Here is a 21,877-nt window from a genome sequence, read left to right on the forward strand (position 1 = left end):
CAACCACAACAATTGAGGTAGCCCATGCGTGAAGTAGTGATCGTCGACAGCGTGCGAACCGGCCTGGCCAAGTCCTTTCGCGGCAAGTTCAACCAGACCCGTCCCGATGACATGGCTGCCCATTGCGTGAACGCGTTGCTGACCCGCAACGGCATCGACCCGGCCACGGTCGAGGACTGCATCGTCGGCGCCGGTTCCAACGAAGGTGCCCAGGGCTACAACATCGGCCGCAATGTGGCGGTGTTGTCGCAACTGGGTACCGGTACGGCGGGCATGACCCTCAACCGTTTCTGTTCCTCGGGGTTGCAGGCGATTGCGATCGCCGCCAACCAGATTGCTTCCGGTTGCAGCGAGATCATTGTCGCCGGTGGGGTCGAGTCCATCAGCCTGACCATGAAGAGCGTCAACACCGATAACCTGATCAATCCGTTGCTCAAGGAGCAGGTGCCGGGCATTTACTTTCCCATGGGGCAGACGGCGGAAATCGTTGCGCGGCGGTATCACGTCAGTCGTGAAGAGCAGGATCTGTATGCGCTGCAAAGCCAGCAGCGTACGGCTCAGGCCCAGGCTGACGGGTTGTTCGATGATGAAATCGTGCCGATGGCGGTGAAGTACAAGGTTGAGGACAAGAACACTGGCGCGGTGCAGGTGTTGGAGGGGGTGGTGGATCGGGATGATTGCAATCGTCCGGATACGACGTTGGCCAGTCTTGCGGGATTGAAGCCGGTGTTTGCGGAGGATGGGTCGGTGACGGCGGGGAATTCGTCGCAGTTGTCTGATGGGGCTTCCATGACACTGGTGATGAGCCTGGAAAAAGCGCTGGAACTGGGGCTTAAGCCCAAGGCGTTTTTTCGCGGGTTTACGGTGGCGGGGTGTGAGCCGGATGAGATGGGGATCGGGCCGGTGTTTTCGGTGCCCAAGTTGCTCAAGGCCCGTGGGCTGGCAGTGGCGGATATTGATTTGTGGGAGTTGAATGAGGCGTTTGCCTCGCAGTGCCTTTATGCGCGTAATCGGCTGGAAATTGATAACGCCAAGTACAATGTCAACGGTGGGTCGATTTCCATCGGGCATCCGTTTGGGATGACGGGGTCGCGGCAGGTGGGGCATCTGGTGCGTGAGTTGCAGCGGCGCAAGTTGCGTTACGGCATTGTCACTATGTGTGTGGGCGGCGGCATGGGGGCCACCGGCTTGTTCGAAGCCGTACGCTGACTCAGTGTGGGAGTGGCGGTGCGACGATTCGACTTGCTCGCGAATGCGGCGGGGCAGTCGATGAAAATGTTGGCTGATAGACCGCCTTCGCGAGCAAGCCCGCTCCCACATTTGATCAGCACCGTATCCCAATCCGTTCACATCCCCCTAGAATGCACCTCCTCCACCTCAGGCATTCGGGGCACTCATGCACATCTCATCGGGCCGTTGGATCTACGGTTTATCCCTGGCCCTGCTGACCGCGCTGCTCTGGGGCATTCTGCCGATCAAACTCAAACAGGTCTTGCAGGTGATGGACCCCGTCACCGTCACCTGGTTTCGCCTGGTCGTCTCCGGCAGTTGTCTGTTTATCTATCTCGCCGCCGTAAGGCGCCTGCCCAGTTGGCGCTCCCTCGGACCAAAAGGTGGCTGGCTGGTAGCAATCGCCGTGTGCGGCCTGATGGGCAACTACGTGCTCTACCTGGTCGGCCTCAAACTGCTGAGCCCCGGCACCGCGCAACTGGTGGTACAGGTGGGCCCGATCTTCCTGATGATCGCCAGCGTCTTCGTGTTCAAGGAACGCTTCAGCCTCGGGCAGGGCATGGGCCTGCTGGTGCTGATCATCGGCTTCGGCCTGTTCTTCAACCAGCGCCTGACCGAGTTGTTGACCTCCCTGGGCAGCTACACCGCCGGGGTGCTGACGATTCTCCTGGCCACCACCATCTGGACCTTCTACGCCCTGGGCCAGAAGCAGTTGCTGACGGTATGGAATTCGTTGCAGGTGATGATGGTGATCTACCTGTCCTGCGCGCTCTTGCTGACGCCATGGGCGCACCCGATGGAAGCGCTGCAACTGAGCCCGCTGCAAGGCTGGCTGCTGCTGGCCTGCTGTTTCAATACGCTGATTGCCTACGGCGCATTCGCTGAAGCCCTGGCCCACTGGGAAGCCTCGCGGGTCAGCGCCACCCTGGCGCTGACGCCATTGGTGACCTTCGTAGCGGTAGCGCTGGCCGCCTGGATGTGGCCCGAGTATGTGCACGCCGAAGACATCAATGCCCTCGGCTACGGCGGTGCCGTGTTGGTGGTGCTGGGGTCTGCGACCGTGGCGTTGGCGCCGTCGCTGTTCGCCGGGCTCAGGGCCCGGCGTGCACGATTGGCGTCTTAATGACCAGCTTCCAGCATGTTTTCCGGACGCACCCACTGGTCGAACTCTTCGTCCGTGAGATAGCCCAGCTTCAGCGCCGCTTCCCGTAGGGTCAGCCCTTCGGCATAGGCCTTCTTGGCAATCTCGGCGGACTTGTCGTAGCCGATGTGCGGGTTCAGCGCAGTCACCAGCATCAGGCCACGCTCAAGGTGCGCGGCCATTTGCTCGGCGTCGGGTTCCAGGCCGGCGATGCAGTGCTCCTGGAAGTTGCTGCAACCGTCGGCCAGCAGGCGGATCGATTCCAGCAGGTTGTGGATGATCACCGGCTTGTACACGTTCAACTGCAAGTGGCCCTGGCTGGCGGCGAAGCCAATGGTCACGTCATTGCCCAGCACCTGGCAGGCCAGCATCGACAGCGCTTCGCACTGGGTCGGGTTGACCTTGCCGGGCATGATCGAGCTGCCCGGTTCATTCGCCGGCAACTTGACTTCCGCCAGCCCGGCACGCGGGCCGGAGCCCAGCAGGCGCAGGTCGTTGGCGATTTTCATCAGGGCCACGGCCAGGGTCTTCAAGGCGCCGTGCAGGGTGGTCAACGGCTCATGGCCCGACAGCGCGGCGAATTTGTTCGGTGCGGTGACAAACGGCAGGCCCGACAGCGCGGCCAATTCCGAGGCAATCGCCTCGCCAAAACCGTGGGGTGAATTGAGCCCGGTGCCAACGGCAGTACCACCCTGGGCCAGTTCACACACGGCGGGCAGGGCGCTGCGGATCGCGCGTTCGGCGTAGTCGAGTTGCGCTATAAAGGCCGAGACTTCCTGGCCGAAGGTGATGGGCGTCGCATCCATCATGTGGGTGCGGCCGGTTTTCACCAGCTTCATGTGGCGCGCCGACAACTCTGCCAAACCACCAGACAGTTCACGGATCGCCGGCAACAGCTTCTCGGTGACGGCCTGCACGGCGGCGATGCTCATGGCGGTGGGGAAGCAGTCGTTGGAGCTCTGGGAACGGTTGACGTGGTCGTTGGGATGCACCGGGCTCTTGCCGCCACGGGGCTTGCCCGCCAGCTCGTTGGCACGGCCGGCGATCACTTCGTTGGCGTTCATGTTGCTCTGGGTGCCGCTGCCGGTCTGCCACACCACCAGGGGAAACTGGTCGTCGTGTTCGCCGGCGAGCACTTCGTCGGCGGCCTGTTCGATCAACCGGGCAATGTCGGCGGGCAGGTCGCCGTTGCGGTCGTTGACCCGGGCCGCAGCCTTCTTGATCAGGGCCAGGGCGTGCAACACAGCCAGGGGCATGCGCTGGTCGCCGATGGCGAAGTTCACCAGCGAGCGTTGGGTCTGCGCGCCCCAGTAAGCGTCATCCGGGACTTGCACTTCTCCCAGGCTGTCGGTTTCGATACGGCTCATCGGGCACACTCCTTCAGGTTCGTTTGCGCAGTTTAGGCCCTGATCGCCCGGTGGGGTTCCCTTAAAAGACTTTTCATCGGATTAAGCCCCGCAAAACCAGGCCCCACAAGGCGTGGGGTTGAGCCGCGGCGTTTTTTAGGCGCAGAATGGGCGCCCTTGGGGTCTTACCTCGCCTGCTAGAAAAGGAAACTCGATGACTCGTCTTCGTGCCATCTGTACCGCGGTTGCTCTGGTATGTGCCAGCGGCCAGGTTTTTGCCGATACCGCCAGCCACAACGCCAGTGCCGAAGCCTTCCTTACCCTGGCCCATGCCGACAAGCTGGGTACCCCGGTGTACATGCAAGTGCAACAAATGTTCGCCCAGCGTTTCGAGCAGACCAAGGCGCCTGCTTCCAAGCAAACCGTCCTGGACACCTACCAGGCCAAGGCCAACACCGCCCTGGACCAGGCCATCGGCTGGAACAAGCTCAAGCCGGACATGATCAAGCTCTACACCGACAACTTCAGCGAATCCGAGCTCAAGGACCTGGTTGCGTTCTACCAGTCGCCACTGGGCAAGAAAGTCCTGGAGAAAATGCCCCAGCTGACCCAGCAATCGGCCCAGATGACCCAGGCCAAGCTGGAAAGCGCGGTACCTGTGGTGAACAAGCTGCTGGAAGACATGACCAACGAGCTGACGCCAAAAGCCCCGGCCCCGGCCAAGAAGAAGTAAACAGGAATGACCATGCAACAGCGTATCGAATCGGCACTCGTCGCCCTGAGCCCGGAACACTTGAGCGTGCTGGATGAAAGCCATATGCACAGCCGTGGGTTGCAGACCCACTTCAAGGCCGTGCTGGTCAGCCAGCAGTTCGAGGGCCTCAACCGCGTCAAGCGCCACCAGAAGGTCTATGCCACGTTGGGTGACCTGATGAGCGAATTCCATGCGTTGGCGCTGCATACCTACACGCCTGAAGAATGGGCGAAAATCGACGCAGCCCCGGCCTCGCCGACCTGCGCCGGCGGTCACTGACACTGTGGCACATCAGCGTGATGTGGCGAGGGAGCTTGCTCCCGCTGGGCTGCGCAGCAGCCCTTCTGCCAATCACCGCGATCTTTCTGAAAGGTTGCAACTGCCTGGTTGGGGCCGCTCCGCAGCCCAGCGGGAGCAAGCTCCCTCGCCACAGTAAGAGGCGGTCCATAATCGTCGCCATTTTTGTTAGAATCCGCAACGCGCCGCTCAGTCGGCGCGTTTTTTTTGCATCCGGTTCACCCTTTACGAGGGTAGCCACCTGGAGAGAACACCCATGACTCAACCGATTGTCGTGGCGGCACTGTATAAGTTCGTCACCCTCGAAGATTACGTCGCCCTGCGCGAGCCACTGCTGCAGGCGATGGTCGACAACGGCATCAAAGGCACCTTGCTGATTGCCGAAGAAGGCATCAACGGCACCGTTTCCGGCAGCCGCGAAGGCATTGATGGCTTGATGGCCTGGCTCAAGAACGACCCGCGCATGGACGACATCGACCATAAAGAGTCGTACTGCGACGAGCAGCCGTTCTACCGCACCAAGGTCAAGCTCAAGAAAGAGATCGTGACCTTGGGCGTCGAAGGCGTCGACCCGAACAAGAAAGTCGGCACCTACGTCGAGCCGCAGGACTGGAATGCGCTGATCAGCGACCCTGAAGTGCTGCTGATCGATACCCGCAACGACTACGAAGTGTCCATCGGCACCTTTGAAGGCGCGATCGACCCGAAGACCACCAGCTTCCGCGAATTTCCCGACTACATCAAAGCCAACTTCGACCCGGCCAAACACAAGAAAGTCGCCATGTTCTGCACCGGCGGCATTCGTTGCGAAAAGGCCTCGAGCTATATGCTCAGCGAGGGTTTCGACGAGGTGTATCACCTCAAGGGCGGCATCCTGAAGTACCTCGAAGAGGTGCCGCAGGAAGAAACCAAGTGGCAGGGCGATTGCTTTGTGTTCGACAATCGCGTGACCGTGCGCCACGACTTGAGCGAAGGCGACTACGATCAATGTCATGCCTGCCGCACACCGGTCAGCGTCGAGGACCGTGCATCCGAACACTATGTAGCTGGCATCAGTTGCCCGCATTGCTGGGATAAGCTTTCAGAGAAGACCCGTCGCAGCGCGATCGACCGGCAAAAGCAGATTGAACTGGCCAAGGCCCGCAATATGCCGCACCCGATTGGCTACAACTACAAGCAATCCCCATCCTCCGAGGCCTGAGCCATGTCCGCACGCCTGCTCTATGTAATGGATCCGATGTGCTCCTGGTGCTGGGGTTTCGCCCCGGTGGCCAAGGCGCTGGTTGAGCAGGCCCAGGCCGCAGGCGTGGAGCTGCACCTGGTGGTGGGCGGCTTGCGCACCGGCAGTGGCGCGGCGCTGGAGCCGACGACCCGGCGCTATATTCTTGAGCATTGGCAGGCCGTGACCGACGCCACCGGCCAGCCGTTCAAGCGTGAAGGTGCACTGCCTGATGGTTTTGTCTACGACACCGAGCCGGCTTGCCGCGCCGTGGTCACTGCCCGCAGCCTGGCGCCGGATTGCGCCTGGAAACTGCTGGGCCTGATCCAGCAGGCGTTCTACGTCGAAGGGCGCGACGTGACCCGCGCCGACGTATTGGTGGAACTGGCCGAGACCGCCGGCGTGCCGCGTATCGAGTTCGCCGAAGCTTTCGACCGCGCCGACCAGCACGCGGCCACCGCGGCGGATTTCACCTGGGTCCAGGACCTGGGCATCGCCGGTTTCCCGACCTTGCTGGCGGAGCGTAATGGGCAACTGGCGCTGCTGACCAACGGCTATCAGCCGCTGTCCGAATTGGCGCCGCTGCTGAGCCGCTGGCTGGAGCGAGCTGCCTGTGCATGATCAGCCCGATCCCGTTGAGCAACCCAAGCGTGTCGACCGGCTGACCTGGGCGGAAGTCCGCCGCCTGGCGCTGCATCACAAGAAATCCCTGTGGATCGCCAATGGCGTCGCCGTGCTGGCAACCTTGTGCAGCGTGCCGATTCCATTGCTGCTGCCGTTGCTGGTGGACGAAGTGCTGTTGGGCCATGGCGATGCGGCACTGAAGGTGATGAACCACGCATTGCCCCTGGGTTGGCAGAAGGCCGCCGGCTATATCGGCCTGATGCTGCTGGTGACGTTGCTGTTGCGTTGCGGCGCCCTGGTGTTCAACGTGCTGCAGGCGCGGTTGTTTGCGCGGCTGGCCAAGGACATCGTCTATCGCATTCGCGTGCGGCTGATCGAGCGCCTCAAGCGCATTTCCCTCAGCGAATACGAAAGCCTGGGCAGCGGCACGGTGACCACGCACCTGGTCACCGACCTGGACACGGTGGACAAATTCGTCGGCGAGACCCTCAGCCGGTTCCTGGTGGCGATGCTCACCCTGGTAGGCACCTCCGGGATCCTGATGTGGATGCACTGGAAGCTGGCACTGTTGATCCTGCTGTTCAACCCGCTGGTGATCTACGCCACGGTGCAGTTGGGCAAGCGGGTCAAGCACCTGAAGAAGCTGGAAAACGACAGCACATCGCGTTTCACCCAGGCGCTCACCGAAACCCTCGATGCGATCCAGGAAGTGCGTGCCGGCAATCGCCAGGGCTTTTTCCTCGGTCGCCTGGGCCAGCGGGCCCAGGAAGTGCGGGATTTTGCGGTCAATTCCCAGTGGAAAAGCGATGCCTCCAGCCGCGCCAGTGGCTTGCTGTTCCAGTTCGGTATCGACATCTTCCGTGCGGCGGCGATGCTGACGGTGCTGTTTTCCGACCTGTCCATCGGCCAGATGCTCGCGGTGTTCAGTTACCTATGGTTCATGATCAGCCCGGTGGAACAGTTGCTGAACCTGCAATACGCCTACTACGCGGCGGGCGGGGCGCTGACGCGGATCAACGAACTGCTGGCCCGCGCCGATGAACCGCAATACGCGGGCGGTGCCGATCCGTTTACCGGACGCGAGACCGTCGGCATCGAAGTGCGCGGCCTGAATTTCGGCTACGGCGAGGAACTGGTGCTGGACCAGTTGAACCTGAACATCGCCCCGGGTGAAAAAGTCGCGATTGTCGGCGCCAGCGGCGGCGGCAAAAGTACCCTGGTGCAACTGTTGCTGGGGCTGTATACGCCGCAGGCCGGCAGCATTCGCTTCGGTGGTTCGACCCAGCAGGAAATCGGCCTGGAGACGATTCGCGAGAATGTCTCCGTGGTGCTGCAGCACCCGGCACTGTTCAATGATACGGTGCGCGCCAACCTGACCATGGGCCGCGAGCGCAGCGACCAGGCCTGTTGGCAGGCGCTGGAAATTGCCCAGCTGGATGCGACCGTCAAGGCGCTGCCGCTGGGCCTGGACAGCGTGGTCGGACGCTCCGGCGTGCGCTTTTCCGGTGGGCAGCGTCAACGTCTGGCCATTGCACGGATGGTGCTGGCGGAGCCGAAAGTGGTAATACTCGACGAGGCCACCTCGGCCCTGGATGCGGCAACCGAATACAACCTGCACCAGGCGCTGGCGCGGTTTCTCAGTGGCCGTACCACCTTGATCATCGCCCACAGGCTGTCGGCGGTGAAACAGGCGGATCGGGTATTGGTGTTCGATGGCGGCCATATTGCCGAAGATGGCGACCATCAGCAGTTGATTGCTGATGGTGGCTTGTACGCCAAACTTTACGGACACTTGCAACAAGTGCGGTGATTTAGCCTACGCTGAGCTATCAGGAGCGGTTTTCACTCGCGTGCGTATTTTAGTTGTGCATGTGCAAGGGACCTCATGAAGCAAAAGCAGACTCTCGGAACCCCTCGGTTATTGGGCATTGTGTGGCCTTTTATCGCCGTCGTGCTGTTCCAGGCATTGTTAGGCTGCGTCAGTCTCTACGTACTCTCGGCGGTGCGCGGTTATGTGGCGGGCGAAAGCCTGTGGTCCAAGGGCCAGAAAGACGCGATCTTTTACCTGACGCTCTACGCCGACAGCCGCGACGAAGCCACCTACCTCAAATACCAGAACGCGATTGCCGTACCCCAGGGCGGGCATGAGCTGCGGCTGGCCCTGGACCGCCCGACGCCGGACCTGCCTGCCGCGCGCCAGGGCATCCTCAAGGGCGGTAACCACCCTGACGACGTTTCCAGCCTGATCTGGCTGTACCTCAACTTCCGCCATTTCAGTTACCTGGAAAAAGCCATCGAACTGTGGACGGTGGGCGATGGCTACCTGGTGCAACTGGACGACCTGGCCCAGGAGATGCACCGAGCGATCATGGCCAATCAGGTCAGCAGCAGCGACGTACACCGCTGGAAGCAGCGGATCTTCGCGATCAACGACGGGGTGACGCCGGCCGCGAAAGCCTTCAGCGATGCCCTGGGTGAAGGCTCGCGGATGATTCTGCGCCTGCTGCTGGTGACCAACCTGGCCACGGCACTGGGCTTGATCGTGCTGGCGCTGTTGCGCACCCACAAGCTGCTGGCCCAGCGACATGCGTTTGCCGACGCGCTCCAGTTGGAGAAGGAGCGGGCGCAGATCACCCTGGAGTCGATTGGCGACGGAGTGATCACCACCGATGTCGACGGCGCCATTGCGTATATGAACCCGGCCGCCGAAGCCCTGACCCATTGGAAAGCCTCCCAGGCCCAGGGGCTGCCGCTGGCGGCGCTGTTCAACCTGCTGGACGAAAATGCCCAGGCCGACGGCTTTACCCTGATCGAACACATATTGGGTGGCCAACTCGGTGGGGGCAGCGAGCACTCCAAGCTGATCCAGCGCCTGGACGGCACCACCGTGTCCGTCACCCTGGTGGGCGCGCCGATCCGCAGTGCCGGCAAAGTCGTCGGCGCGGTGCTGGTGTTGCACGACATGACACAGGAACGCCAGTACATCGCCAACCTGTCCTGGCAGGCCACCCACGACGCCTTGACCGGCCTGGCCAACCGCCGCGAGTTCGAGTTCCGCCTGGAGCAGGTGCTGCACAACGTCGGGCGCCAGCAAACCGGGCGCCATGCCTTGATGTTCCTCGACCTGGACCAGTTCAAGCTGGTCAACGACACCTGCGGGCATGCCGCGGGGGATGAACTGTTGCGGCATATCTGCGCGCTCTTGCAGTCCGACCTGCGTGAAGGTGACACCCTGGCCCGGCTGGGCGGCGACGAGTTCGGCATCCTGCTGGAGAACTGCCCGGCGCCGGTGGCGGAAAAAATCGCCGAAAGCCTGCGCCACACCGTGCAGAGCCTGCACTTTGTGTGGAAGGGCAGGCCGTTTGTCACCACCGTGAGCATTGGCCTGGTGCACATCACGCACGCCCCGACCACCCTGGAGACTTCCCTGCGAGCCGCCGACATGGCGTGCTACATGGCCAAGGAAAAGGGCCGCAACCGGGTGCAGGTGTATCACGCCGATGACTCGGAATTGTCCCTGCGCTTTGGCGAGATGGCCTGGGTGCAGCGCCTGCACATGGCGCTGGAAGAGAACCGTTTTTGCCTGTACGCCCAGGAAATCGCGCCCCTTGGGCACACCGAACAGGGGGATGGGCATATCGAAATCCTGCTGCGCCTGCATGACGAGGCGGGGCGGATCATCCTGCCGGACAGTTTTATCCCGGCCGCCGAGCGTTACGGCTTGATGACCTCCCTGGACCGTTGGGTGGTGGAGAACGTGTTCAAGATCATCGCGGGCTGCATGCGTGAGCGCCCGGGCCGGCCCATGGCCATGTGCGCGATCAATCTGTCAGGCACTACCATCGGCGATGAGGACTTTCTTGGGTTCCTGCGTGAGCAATTCATTGCCTATGGCATTCCACCGGAAATGATTTGTTTTGAAATTACAGAAACCAGCGCTATAGCGAATTTGGGTAGTGCGATTCGTTTTATCAACGAGCTCAAAGAGTTAGGGTGCCATTTCTCCCTGGATGACTTCTGCGCCGGGATGTCCTCGTTCGCATATCTTAAACATTTACCTGTAGACTTCTTGAAGATCGATGGAAGTTTCGTAAAGGATATGCTGGACGACCCGATTAACCGCGCTATGGTCGAAGTGATCAATCACATCGGTCATGTCATGGGTAAGCGCACAATTGCCGAATTTGTCGAGACACCCCAGATCGAACAAGCCTTGCTTGAGATCGGGGTCGACTACGCTCAGGGATACCTGATCGAGCGACCGCAGTTGTTTACCTTTGATAGTTTGCAGTGTCGACCTGTGCGACCGCAGCCTCTGTTATTCAAGGCGCCTGGCACGTTCCGATGAAACATTTGCTGGTCTGTACATATCACAAATCAAAAGGAGCCCGACAGTGATCGACACATTCAACAGAACCGGCCCGCTTATGGAAGCCTCAAGTTACCCCGCCTGGGCGCAACAGCTGATCCAGGACTGTAGCGAGAGCAAGCGTCGCGTTGTCGAACACGAACTGTACCAGCGCATGCGCGATAACAAGCTCAGCGCCAAGACCATGCGCCACTACCTGATTGGTGGCTGGCCGGTGGTTGAACAGTTTGCGTTGTACATGGCACAGAACCTCACCAAGACCAAATTTGCCCGCCATCCTGGGGAGGACATGGCGCGCCGCTGGCTGATGCGCAATATTCGCGTGGAACTCAACCACGCCGATTATTGGGTGCATTGGGCCCGCGCCCATGGTGTCAGCCTGGAAGAATTGCAGGCACAGGAAGTGCCGCCGGAGCTGCATGCACTGAGCCACTGGTGCTGGCACACCAGCTCGGCCGATTCGCTGATTGTCGCGATTGCCGCCACCAACTACGCCATCGAGGGGGCCACTGGGGAGTGGTCCGCCGTGGTGTGTTCCACCGGCGTCTATGCCGCGGCTTTCCCTGAGGAAGACCGCAAGCGCGCGATGAAGTGGCTGAAGATGCATGCCCAGTACGATGACGCACATCCCTGGGAAGCCCTGGAAATCATCTGCACCCTGGCCGGCATGAACCCGACCAAGGAACTGCAGGTAGAGCTGCGCCAGGCGGTCTGCAAGAGCTACGACTACATGTACCTGTTCCTGGAACGTTGCATGCAGCTGGAAAAGTCGGCGGCCGCCCCCCGCAAACAACCGGCCCTGGTTGCCAGCGAGGCGTAAACGGGGTGATGGCGGGGTAAATTACCCCGCCATTGCCAGCCGATTGCGGCCTTCACGCTTGGCCACATACAAGGCGCTGTCCGCCCGGCGCAACAGGCTCTCGGCGGACTCTCCCGCCAGCAAGGTCGAGCAACCCAGGCTCACCGTCAATTCGATCCGCTCATCATCCGCCCAATAATCCTGGGCCTGTGCCGCCTGGCGCAGGCGCTCGCCGACCATCGATGCCGCGTCCCGGCCGGTGTTGGACAGCAGGATCAGAAACTCTTCCCCGCCAAACCGGAACACCATGTCCACATTGCGCAGCTGGCTCTTGATCGAGGCGGCGACCGCCTTGAGCACCTTGTCGCCCGTGGCATGGCCGTGGCTGTCGTTGATGTGCTTGAAGTGGTCGATGTCCAGCATCAGCAAGGACAGGGGTTGCAGGTGCCGGCGAGCCATGTCGATTTCCCGTTGCAGGGTCTGGTCCATGGCGATGCGGTTACCGGTTTCGGTCAGTGGGTCGCGCAGGGCACTGCGAGTCGCCGCACGGTAGAGCAGGGCATTGCGCATCGGGTAGAGCAAGGTGGCCAGCAGCGATTCCAGGTTGGCCAGTTCGTCTTCGAGAAAGCGTTGGTTGCGCCGAAACACCAGTTCGCCAAGGTGCTCGCCTTCATGGCTGAGGGCATAGCTCACCGAATGATGGCCGCGGTGACCGTACTCCAGGCGCAGGTCGCTGGCTTCGTGGCGGTATTGCAGGGCGTCCAGCGGCACCAGGCGTTGGATCTCGCGGAAGAACAACGCAAGGATATGCTCCGGCTCCAGGCTGGTTTGCAATTGCATGCCCAGTTGCTGGCGAAGTTGCTCAACCGTCGCGGGGCGTCGTGTAAGAAGGGAAGGCTGACCAAAGCCCAGGCGTTGCAATTTGGCGCTGTCGAAGTCAATTGCGTTGGTCTGGGTCGGTGTTTTCATAAGCGAATGAGCCTCTAAGCACAAAACTGTCTTACAGGCTGGGTGAGAGCGTCGTACTGTTCCTTCAGTTCCGTAGGACTGACGTACAGTCTAGCCCGGTTTGCCTAAGGGTATAACTGCCGCACGTCTTATAGCCGGGGCCGCGTCGCCGCGGGCCCCGGGTTGGGCTTATTGTTTTTGCGGGTCGAACTGCTTGTCGCGGATAAACAGCGCTGGGATCACGCCGCAGATAAAGTACGCGCCGCCCATGACCAGGAATCCCACGCCAATCGAGCCATGGGACGCCAGGAAACCAATGGCTGCCGGTGCCACCGCCGCGCCGATTCGGCCAATGTTGTAGGCGCCGCCCACTGCAGAGCCGCGAAATTTCGCTTCGAAGCTTTCGGTCATGTAGGTCGCATTCACGCCGTAGGGGATGCCGTACAGGAAGCCGAACACAATCAGCATCCACAGGATGTTGTCCGGGCTCTGGAACAGCACGATCACCGGCAGGAAAATCGCCGTGCCCAACGCGCCGACGGCGAACACCAGGCGCCGGCCCAGGCGGTCTGCCGCGAGCCCGGCGAGGATCTTGCCGAAAATCATCGCCGCGTAGGTGCCGACCATGTAGCTGGTCATCGACTTGAAGTTCATCCCCAGCTCGCCTTCCAGGTACGACGGCATCCAGTTGTTCACGCCGTAGTAGCCGAACTGCAGGAAGCCTGCGGTCAGTGCCCAGAGGATAAACATGCGGCTGGCTTTCGGGTCGCTGAAGATCAGCTTGAACATGCCGTCGGGTTTCTTCGCCGACACGCGCTTGATGCCTTCGGCCTTTTCCCGGGCACGTTCGGCCTGGGCCTTGATCCAGGCTTGCGGCTCCGGCACCAGGCGTTGCATCAGTACGGCGAGGATCACCGGGATGATCGCCACGTAGAACAACCAGCGCCAGCCGTGGTTCGGCAGGATCCAGCCGGCGAGCAGGGTGGCGACGATGTAGCCAACCGACCAACCGGCCTGCAAGGTGCCGAGCACGGTGGTGCGATAGCGGGTCGGCACGTATTCGGCCATCAGGGTGTTGCACGCGACATACAGCGCGCCGAGGCCCAGGGACGCGAAGAAACGGGTGCTCGCGAACTGCCAATAGCTGTGGGTCATGCCCAGGATCGCCGTGCCGGCGGAGAACAGCACGATGCTCCAGACCACGGTTTTCACCCGGCCAAAACGGTCACAGGCCCAACCACCGTAAATCCCGCCGATGGCCATCCCGGCCAGGGTGAAGCTGCCCAGGCTGCCGGCTTCGACGCTGGTCAGGCCGAACTCGGCCTTGAGGCTGCTGAGGCTGTAGGACAGCAGCATCAAGTCGGCACCGTCGATCAGCAGGCCGAGGAAGCAGAAGATGAATACGATGATCCACAGTTTGTTTTGCGCGGGCGACAACGCACCCGCCGAAGCGGCGACTTCCATAGCGATACCTTGTTGTAGTTGTTAGGGCACAAGTTATGGGTGTTGCGGTAATGCGGTTGGAACACGGTCACTGTAGGAGCTGGCTTGCCTGCGATGGCATCGCCGCGGTGTTACTGCCAGACCGAGTTGTCTGCATCGCAGGCAAGCCAGCTCCCACATGGGTTTTGTGTTGTTCCCGGGGTTTAGTGCTTGGCCTCGCGAATCATGTTGCGGGCGATCACCAATTGCTGGATCTGCGTAGTGCCTTCATACAGGCGGAACAAGCGCACATCGCGATAGAACCGCTCGATGGCGTACTCGCTCACATACCCGGCACCGCCGTGAATCTGCACACAACGGTCGGCCACGCGGCCGCACATTTCCGTGGCGAACATTTTCGAGCAGGACGCTTCGGTGCCGATGTTCAGGCCTTCGTCACGCTTGCGCGCGGCGTCCACCACCATGCAGCGGGCGGCGTAGATCTCGGCCTTGCTGTCGGCGAGCATCGCCTGGATCAGCTGGAACTCGGCGATCGGCTGGCCGAACTGCTTGCGCTCCAAGGCGTAGTTCAGGGCATCGTTGAGCATGCGCTCGGCGGCCCCGACGCTGACGGCGGCGATGTGCAGGCGGCCCTTGTCGAGCACCTTCATCGCCGTCTTGAACCCCACGCCTTCGACGCCGCCGATCAGTTGGTCGGCCGGTACGCGCACGTTGTCGAAAATCACGTCGCACGTGTGGGCGCCTTTCTGGCCCATCTTGTGGTCGCGCTTGCCCAGGGACAGGCCGGGGGTGTTGCGCTCGACAATGAATGCACTGATGCCGCCCGCGCCCTTGATGTCCGGGTTGGTACGGGCCATCACCGTGTAGATCCCGGCGTGGGGGGCGTTGGTGATAAAACGCTTGGTGCCGTTGATGACATAGTAGTCACCGTCGCGCACCGCCGTGGTTTTCAGCGAGGCGGCGTCGGAGCCGGAGTCCGGCTCGGTCAGGCAGAACGAACTGAGCAGTTCACCGCTGGCGAGTTTTGGCAGGTAGTGCTGCTTCTGCGCCTCGGTGCCGTCCAGCAGGATGCCGATGGAGCCGATGCCGTTGTTGGTGCCGAAGTAGGAACGAAATGCCGGCGAGGTGCGGCCCAGTTCGAAGGCCACGTTGACCTCTTCTTCCATGGTCAGCCCGAGGCCGCCGTAGGCTTCAGGCAAGGTCAGGCCAAACAGGCCCAGCTCGCGGAACTGGCTGACGATATCCGCCGGGACGTCATCGGTCTCGGCCAGTTCGTTTTCCCGGGGGATCAGCGCCTCGTTGACGAACTGCTGCAGGGTTTCCAGCAACAGATGAAGCGTTTCGGGGTCTCGGATCATGTGCATTCCTCAGCGGCCCGTTCGGCGGGCCTGTTGTCGTCAATCTGCCGAGGCCTTGCACCGATCTGTCTAGCGGGCGGCGGCCTCGATGTTGTTCACCATGTGCTTGAGACGGGGCCCGATGTCGTCCTCGAGTTTCTCCCGGGAAAGGTGAAAACTCGGTCCGCCACAGTTGAACGTCAGCAGCCCATGTTGTGCATGCAGCAGCGGTACGGCGATGGCGTTTACATCGCGGTGCCACTCACCGATCGACATGCAGTAGCCGAAATCGGTGTAATCCCGGAAGGCACGTTCCAGGCCCTTCCTGATGCCCGGCCAGTCCTCCAGATGACGCTGGCGGATATGGTCGAGGATAAATTCCCGCTCGTTTTCCGGCATCGCTGCCAGGCAGGCGCGGCCTGCGGAACTCAAGTGCAACGGCAACCGTGTGCCGACCTGGCGGCGCATGGTCATGTTGGCTTCACCCTGGACCACGTCCAGGTAAACCATGTCCAGGCGGTCCCGCGTGGCCATCGCCACCGCGGCCTGGGCGTACTTGGCCATCGTCTCCATCAGCGGATGGGCCACGGCCCGCACCGACAGGTTCGACAGCATCGCGTAACCGAATGCCATCACGCCCACATCCAGCTGATACCGGCCTGACTGCGGCAGGTGCTTGAGATAGCCCAAGCGGGTCAGCGTGTGGGTCATCCGCGTAATCGTCGGCTTTGGCAGCCCGGTCTTGCGTGCCAGCTCCTGGTTACCCAGCACGCTTTCGCTGGGGGTGAAGCAGCGCAGCAATTCCAGGCCTCGGGCCAGGGCGGTGACGAACTGGCGGTCCTTGTCTTCTTCCTCGTCGGCATTCATCGGATCGATCAGCAAGTGCTCGAAGGCGTGGTTGCCGGCAGGTGTTTCGGGTGTGTTCGGGTCCAGGTTTCGACGGCGCATGTTAGTCCCCCTTTTTTTAGAAAATCAACAAAACAAAATTGTATTCCGCACAGCGAAACTAATCAACTTTGCGTGGCGTTGTCTTTTTGTTTAATAAAACTCGTCTAAACAACGAGTTATAGCCCGATTTATCGGAGGGTCAGGTTTTTACGTTTACATCACGGCGACTCGGTCCTTATGATTATCGCTAAATACGGAATGTTGTTTCGCATAGCGAAACTTGCGATATCCGAACTAACAAGAACATTGCAGCAGGAGAATTTGTGGCCAGCCTCGACCAACCCGTAGTGCACCTCGACGTCCAGGACAATGGCGTCGCCGTGGTACGCATCCACCGTCCCGAAGTGAAAAACGCCTTGAACGCCCAGGTTCGCGAAGAGCTGGCCGAGCACTTTCGTGCCCTGGCCAAACGCCGTGATGTGCGCGCCATCGTGCTCACCGGCGGCGACCAGTTCTTCGTGGCCGGTGCCGACATCAAGGAATTCGCCAGCGCCAGCCCGATCGAGATGTATCGCCGCCACACCGAATACCTGTGGGAAGCCATCAGCCGCTGCCCCAAGCCGGTGATCGCCGCGGTGAACGGGTTTGCCCTGGGCGGCGGTTGTGAGCTGGCCATGCATTGCGACCTGATCGTCGCCGGGGAATCGGCGCGCTTCGCCCAGCCCGAGGTCAAGTTGGGCCTGATGCCGGGCGCCGGTGGCACCCAGCGCCTGGTACGCGCCGTGGGTAAGTTCCAGGCCATGCGCATCGCGTTGACCGGCTGCATGGTCAAGGCCCCGGAAGCCCTGGCCATGGGCATGCTCAGCGAAGTGGTGGCCGATGACCAGACCATCCCCCGCGCCCTGGAACTGGCCGCGCAGATCGCCGCCTTGCCGCCACTGGCGGTGGAACAGATCAAGGAAGTGATGCTGGCCGGCGCCGACCTGCCGCTGGAAAGCGCGCTGGTGTTGGAGCGCAAGGCCTTTCAACTGCTGTTCGATTCGGCAGACCAGAAGGAGGGCGCCGCGGCGTTCTTCGAAAAACGCACCGCGAACTACCTGGGGGAATGACAATGGATGATTCAATCAAGATCATGGGCCTGGTAGGCACCGGCGTGATGGGCGCCGGGATTGCACAGATTGCCGCTCAGGCGGGCGTGTTGGTGCGCTTGTTCGATGCCCGCGACGGTGCTGCGCAAACCGCTCGGGATAACCTCGGCGCCACGCTCTCGAAGCTGGCCGCCAAGGGCAAGATCACCCAGGCAGCGGTGGACGCTGCGCTTGCGAACCTGCAAGTCGCCGCCACCATTGAGGCGCTGCACGACTGCGACCTGGTGGTGGAAGCCATTGTCGAAAACCTCGACGCCAAGCGCGGCCTGTTGCAGCAGCTGGAAGGTGTGGTCAGCGCGGCGTGCATCCTCGCCACCAACACCTCGTCGCTGTCGGTCACGGCCATCGCCACCGGCTGCCGGCACCCTGAGCGGGTCGCCGGGCTGCACTTTTTCAACCCGGTACCGTTGATGCGCGTCGTCGAAGTAATCGACGGCCTGGCCACCGCACCGAAGGTCGGCGATGACCTGTTGGCCTTCGTCGCCCGTACCGGCCATCGCGGCGTGCGCGCCAAGGACACTCCGGGTTTCATCGTCAACCACGCCGGCCGTGCGTACGGCACCGAAGCCTTGAAGATGCTCGATGAAGGCATTGCCGAGCGCGGCGACATCGACCGTATCCTGCGTGAAGGCGCAGGCTTTCGCATGGGGCCGCTGGAACTGCTGGACCTCACCGGGCTCGACGTTTCCCACCCGGTGATGGAGTCGATCTACAACCAGTTCTATCAGGACCCGCGCTACAAACCATCGCCCCTGACCCGCCAGATGCTGGTGGGCGGACGCTTCGGGCGCAAGAGCGGGCAGGGCTTCTACCGCTATGAAAATGGCCAGGTGGTGGACGGCCCGCAGCCGCAGCCGGTGCCTTCCATCAAGCAATTCCCGCCGGTATGGATCGCCACCGAAAACGCCGAAGACTACGAGCGCCTCAGCGCCCTGGTGATCGAGTTGGGCGCGCACCTTGAAAGCGCGGCGCAGCCTTCGCCTGAAGCGTTGTGCCTGCTGGCGCCCTACGGCCTCGACGCCACCTCGGCCAGCGAGCGCTTCCATACCGACCCGGCGCGCACCCTGTGCATCGACCTGCTGACCAACCTGTCGCGCCACCGCACCCTGATGCAAAATCCGCTGACGTCCATCGCCAGCCGCGACGCCGCCCACGCGCTGCTCGCCAATGACGGTGTAGGCGTGACGGTGATCAGCGACAGCGTCGGTTTCGTTGCCCAGCGCACCCTGGCGATGGTGGTCAACCTGGCCTGCGACATTGCCCAGCAACGCATCGCCAGCGTCGACGACATTGACCAGGCCGTACAACTCGGCCTGGGTTATCCACAAGGCCCGCTCGCCTGGGGCGATGCCCTCGGGCCACGGCGCATCCTCACGATTTTGCAACGCATGAGCGAACTCACCCACGACCCACGTTATCGCCCCAGCCCCTGGCTGCGGCGGCGTGCCGTGCTGGGGATTTCCCTGCGTCATGAAGAGCCGGCAGTCGGCTGATTTCGATTCATCACAGGACAAGAATAATGGGTGCATTGACAGGTTTGCGGGTGCTGGACTTAAGCCGGGTATTGGCCGGGCCCTGGTGTGGCCAGGTGTTGGCCGACCTCGGCGCGGAAGTGATCAAGATCGAACGGCCACAGAGTGGCGACGATACCCGCGGCTGGGGCCCGCCGTGGATGAAGACCGACACCGGCGAGTCATCCGGGCAGGCGTCTTATTACCAGTCCACCAACCGCGGCAAACTATCCGTGGCCATTGACCTGGCCACCAGCGAAGGCCAGGAACTGGTGCGGGCCCTGGCGGCCAGCTCCGACGTACTGATCGAAAACTACAAGGCCGGTTCCCTGGCGCGTTATGGCCTGGATTACGCGACCCTGGCCGAGATCAATCCACGGTTGGTGTACTGCTCCATCACCGGCTTCGGCCAGACCGGCCCGCGCGCCGAAGAACCCGGCTACGACTTCATCATCCAGGGCATCGGCGGCCTGATGAGCATCACCGGCGAACGCGACGACCTGCCCGGCGGCGGCCCGCAAAAAGTCGGCGTGGCGTTCTCCGACCTGATGACCGGCCTGTATTCCACCGTCGCGATCCAGGCCGCGCTGCTCAGCCGCGAACGCACCGGCGTTGGCCAACACATCGACATGGCGCTGCTGGACGTACAAGTGGCAACCCTGGCCAACCAGAGCATGAACTACCTGGCCTCGGGCAAGGTGCCGCAGCGTTTCGGCAACGCCCACGCCAACATCGTGCCGTACCAGGTGTTCCGCGCCGCCGACCGCGACTTCATTATTGCCTGCGGCAACGACAGCCAGTTTGTAGCGCTGTGCCACAGCATCGGTTTGCCGCACCTGCCGGAAGACCCGCGCTTTCGGCGCAATGCCGATCGGGTTGCGCATCGGGCGGAGATTGTCGAACTGTTGTCGGCGCACTTCCTGGGGCGCACGGCGGACGAGTGGGTGGCGAGTATTCACGCCTCGAAAGTACCGGTGGGGGCGATCAACAACATCGCGCAATCCCTGGAAGAGCCGCAGGTGATTGCCCGTGGGTTGATGGTGAAGATCCCGCACCCCAGGAATCCGCAGTTCGAGATGGTCGGCAGCCCGATCAAGATGTCAGGCACGCCGGTAGAGTATGTAAGGCCGGCGCCGATGTTGGGGCAGCATACCGATGAGGTACTGGGCGAGCGCCTCGGGTTGTCGGCAGAGCAGCTGGGGCAGCTCAAGGCAGGAGGGGTGATTGAGCAACTTGACTGAAGGATGGCGGCCCATAAGGCCGCCATCTTTACGCACGACTTTTTAGCGCGCGACTTCTTTAAGGTAGGCAGTTCGGGCCGCAACGGCAGTCGGCGTGAAATCCGTAAACACACCGTCAACACCGGCGCGGAAAAAGGCCATGTATTCCGCCGCCGGGCTGCCCTTGTAGGCGCCGGCCAGGTATTTGGCTTCGTTGCGGAAGGTGAAAATATGCACGAACAGGCCGGCCTTGTGCGCATCGCTGATCAGGCTGGTGGGCTTGACAGTGTCGACCTCGGGCAAGCCGGGGTTTTGCGCTGAAGCGGTGGTCAGCAACATCGCTTGCGGCTTCCACGGCCCGATGCCGTCGGCATAGGTCTTGACCTCGGCCAGCCCGGCCGGGGTCAGCATCGCACCAAAGGCGCGTGGGTCGCCGGCGACGGTCCAGCTGTAGGGGCGGCCGCTGACGAAGGTGTTGGGTTTGTCGGTGATGAAAATGGTCTCGCCGGTCTTGAAGTTCACCCCGTTCCCATCCACCAGTTGAACCGCCCTGGTTTGCAGGCCGATGGAGCGCAGGTATTTCAGGCTGTTCGGGTCGAAGCTCTGCACGAACACCGGCGCGTCTTTGCGATTGAGGTTGTTGTCTTCAAGGGTCTTGAGAAACGCCGCTTCGAACGGATGACTGCCCGGCGCGCCGCAGCCGTTGGCGATGGCCTGGGCATTGTTCCAGATCGGGTTCTTGCTTTCCGGGTAGGTGGTAATCACGCGGCCAGTGGCGGCGCTTTTGGCTTTCGCGATGTCGATCACTTCCTGGAAACTCAGGATCGGCAGCTTGCCGTTGAGTTCGGTCGGGCGCTCGTCGCGGGCGTCGTACGTCGTGCCGCCGATCCATTGCTTGAGTTCGGCCAGGGTGAAATCGCTGATTGACCAGTCGTTGGTATGGTCTTCGCCATCCACGATCAAGGACTTCAACACGGATTTTGGATCGTTGGGGTCAGTCAGATCACTCAGGTACTGGGCCGGGCCATTTTCTGCAGTGGCCGGATACCTGACGTTAACCAGTACACCCGGCACCGTGCGCTTGCGGCGTGCAACTTCGGGATTGGTCTTCGCGACGTCGCTGATGTTGGTGTTGTCGCTCAACCAGGGATTGTGCCGGGCCACCAATACACAGTCCTTGGTCATGTGCAGGTCCAGCTCCAGCGAATCCGCACCAGCGTCGGCTGCATGCTCGTAGGAGGCCCGGGTTTCTTCCGGGTACAGTCCTGGCAGGCCGCGATGGCCGATAACCAGCGGCGGTGCACCGTCCAGGGTTTTGAACGAAGCAGGCGCGACAGGCGCGCTCCTGGTCACACTGTCACACGCGCTCACCGTCAGGCTGCATCCGATAACGATAAAACGGGCAAGCAGGGTTTTTACCGCTGGCGGGCCTGAGCGAGTGTGCATGTGTCGTCCTTCAAGAAGAGGGTAGGGGCGGGGTATCTGCGGATGTTGGCGTTGACGTATGACAGCGTCGTGACAGGAAGTGGCGTGGTGATTTTCCAGCGCGGCGCACCTGGGGTGAAGCAAAAATCTCACTGAATGCTTGACTTCTCCTTTTCAA

Annotated in this window: 18 protein-coding genes; 12 read left to right on the plus strand and 6 right to left on the minus strand. The window is 61.7% G+C overall.

Translation table 11 applies throughout. From position 1 onward, the window contains the following. The first annotated feature begins 24 nt into the window (after nt 1-24). The gene (locus HX821_RS11225) at nt 25-1,209 is read left to right on the plus strand and encodes a thiolase family protein (RefSeq protein WP_003216747.1); all 1,185 of its coding nucleotides are present in this window, start codon (nt 25-27) and stop codon (nt 1,207-1,209) included. A 187-nt stretch (nt 1,210-1,396) separates the two neighbouring features. Beyond that, nucleotides 1,397-2,353 carry a DMT family transporter gene (locus HX821_RS11230; protein WP_177035748.1) on the plus strand — a complete coding sequence of 319 codons (957 nt, stop codon included), beginning with the start codon at nt 1,397-1,399 and terminating at the stop codon, nt 2,351-2,353. Here HX821_RS11230 and HX821_RS11235 read toward each other — a convergent pair. Further along, on the minus strand, nt 2,350-3,738 hold the full coding sequence (locus tag HX821_RS11235; RefSeq protein WP_003216744.1) for a class II fumarate hydratase: 1,389 nt from the start codon (nt 3,736-3,738) through the stop codon (nt 2,350-2,352). The genes HX821_RS11230 and HX821_RS11235 overlap by 4 nt on opposite strands. Nucleotides 3,739-3,931: 193 nt before the next feature. Between HX821_RS11235 and HX821_RS11240 the strand changes: the two genes are divergently transcribed. The 7 genes from HX821_RS11240 (at nt 3,932) to HX821_RS11270 (ending at nt 11,800) form a co-directional block, all read left to right on the plus strand. Beyond that, entirely contained in the window at nt 3,932-4,450 is a 519-nt protein-coding gene (locus HX821_RS11240; RefSeq protein ID WP_003216742.1) for a DUF2059 domain-containing protein, read from the plus strand. 6 nt (nt 4,451-4,456) lie between these two features. After that, complete coding sequence (locus HX821_RS11245; RefSeq protein WP_003216739.1) at nt 4,457-4,750, plus strand: BolA family transcriptional regulator; 294 nt, start codon at nt 4,457-4,459, stop codon at nt 4,748-4,750. A gap of 274 nt (nt 4,751-5,024) precedes the next feature. Then, complete coding sequence (locus tag HX821_RS11250) at nt 5,025-5,969, plus strand: rhodanese-related sulfurtransferase (RefSeq protein WP_003216738.1); 945 nt, start codon at nt 5,025-5,027, stop codon at nt 5,967-5,969. A 3-nt stretch (nt 5,970-5,972) separates the two neighbouring features. After that, on the plus strand, nt 5,973-6,608 hold the full coding sequence (locus HX821_RS11255; protein ID WP_008433236.1) for a DsbA family protein: 636 nt from the start codon (nt 5,973-5,975) through the stop codon (nt 6,606-6,608). Beyond that, a complete protein-coding gene (locus HX821_RS11260) occupies nt 6,601-8,421 on the plus strand; it encodes an ABC transporter ATP-binding protein (RefSeq protein ID WP_003216734.1) in 1,821 nt (606 codons plus the stop codon). Before HX821_RS11255 ends, HX821_RS11260 begins: the two co-directional genes overlap by 8 nt. 75 nt (nt 8,422-8,496) lie before the next feature. Then, nucleotides 8,497-10,959, plus strand: coding sequence for an EAL domain-containing protein (locus HX821_RS11265; protein WP_177035749.1), 2,463 nt, complete (start codon nt 8,497-8,499; stop codon nt 10,957-10,959). A 79-nt stretch (nt 10,960-11,038) separates the two neighbouring features. After that, the gene (locus HX821_RS11270) at nt 11,039-11,800 is read left to right on the plus strand and encodes a TenA family transcriptional regulator (RefSeq protein WP_218167984.1); all 762 of its coding nucleotides are present in this window, start codon (nt 11,039-11,041) and stop codon (nt 11,798-11,800) included. 21 nt (nt 11,801-11,821) lie between these two features. Here HX821_RS11270 and HX821_RS11275 read toward each other — a convergent pair whose 3' ends face one another. From HX821_RS11275 to HX821_RS11290, 4 genes are all read right to left on the minus strand, one after another. Continuing rightward, nucleotides 11,822-12,748: a GGDEF domain-containing protein gene (locus HX821_RS11275; RefSeq protein WP_003216729.1), complete on the minus strand. Its 927-nt coding sequence runs from the start codon at nt 12,746-12,748 to the stop codon at nt 11,822-11,824. A gap of 168 nt (nt 12,749-12,916) precedes the next feature. Further along, nucleotides 12,917-14,191: an MFS transporter gene (locus HX821_RS11280; protein ID WP_003216727.1), complete on the minus strand. Its 1,275-nt coding sequence runs from the start codon at nt 14,189-14,191 to the stop codon at nt 12,917-12,919. Nucleotides 14,192-14,373: 182 nt separating this feature from the next. Continuing rightward, entirely contained in the window at nt 14,374-15,528 is a 1,155-nt protein-coding gene (locus tag HX821_RS11285; RefSeq protein ID WP_177022149.1) for an acyl-CoA dehydrogenase family protein, read from the minus strand. 69 nt (nt 15,529-15,597) lie between these two features. Next, complete coding sequence (locus tag HX821_RS11290; RefSeq protein ID WP_008433245.1) at nt 15,598-16,455, minus strand: IclR family transcriptional regulator; 858 nt, start codon at nt 16,453-16,455, stop codon at nt 15,598-15,600. 263 nt (nt 16,456-16,718) lie between these two features. Here HX821_RS11290 and HX821_RS11295 point away from each other — a divergent pair, with 263 nt between their 5' ends. From HX821_RS11295 to HX821_RS11305, 3 genes are read left to right on the plus strand one after another with little or no spacing between them, the layout of a single operon-like run. Continuing rightward, a complete protein-coding gene (locus HX821_RS11295; RefSeq protein WP_010175990.1) occupies nt 16,719-17,504 on the plus strand; it encodes an enoyl-CoA hydratase in 786 nt (261 codons plus the stop codon). A 2-nt stretch (nt 17,505-17,506) separates the two neighbouring features. Then, nucleotides 17,507-19,036 (plus strand): 3-hydroxyacyl-CoA dehydrogenase, encoded by a 1,530-nt coding sequence (locus tag HX821_RS11300; RefSeq protein WP_177035751.1) that lies wholly within the window; start codon nt 17,507-17,509, stop codon nt 19,034-19,036. Nucleotides 19,037-19,062: 26 nt separating this feature from the next. After that, the gene (locus HX821_RS11305; protein WP_003216714.1) at nt 19,063-20,295 is read left to right on the plus strand and encodes a CaiB/BaiF CoA-transferase family protein; all 1,233 of its coding nucleotides are present in this window, start codon (nt 19,063-19,065) and stop codon (nt 20,293-20,295) included. A gap of 42 nt (nt 20,296-20,337) precedes the next feature. Here HX821_RS11305 and HX821_RS11310 read toward each other — a convergent pair whose 3' ends face one another. Further along, nucleotides 20,338-21,720, minus strand: coding sequence for a glycerophosphodiester phosphodiesterase family protein (locus HX821_RS11310; protein WP_177028901.1), 1,383 nt, complete (start codon nt 21,718-21,720; stop codon nt 20,338-20,340). Nucleotides 21,721-21,877 lie beyond the last annotated feature (157 nt).

The sequence above is a fragment of the Pseudomonas sp. B6001 genome (assembly GCF_013386015.1).
GTDB lineage: Bacteria > Pseudomonadota > Gammaproteobacteria > Pseudomonadales > Pseudomonadaceae > Aquipseudomonas.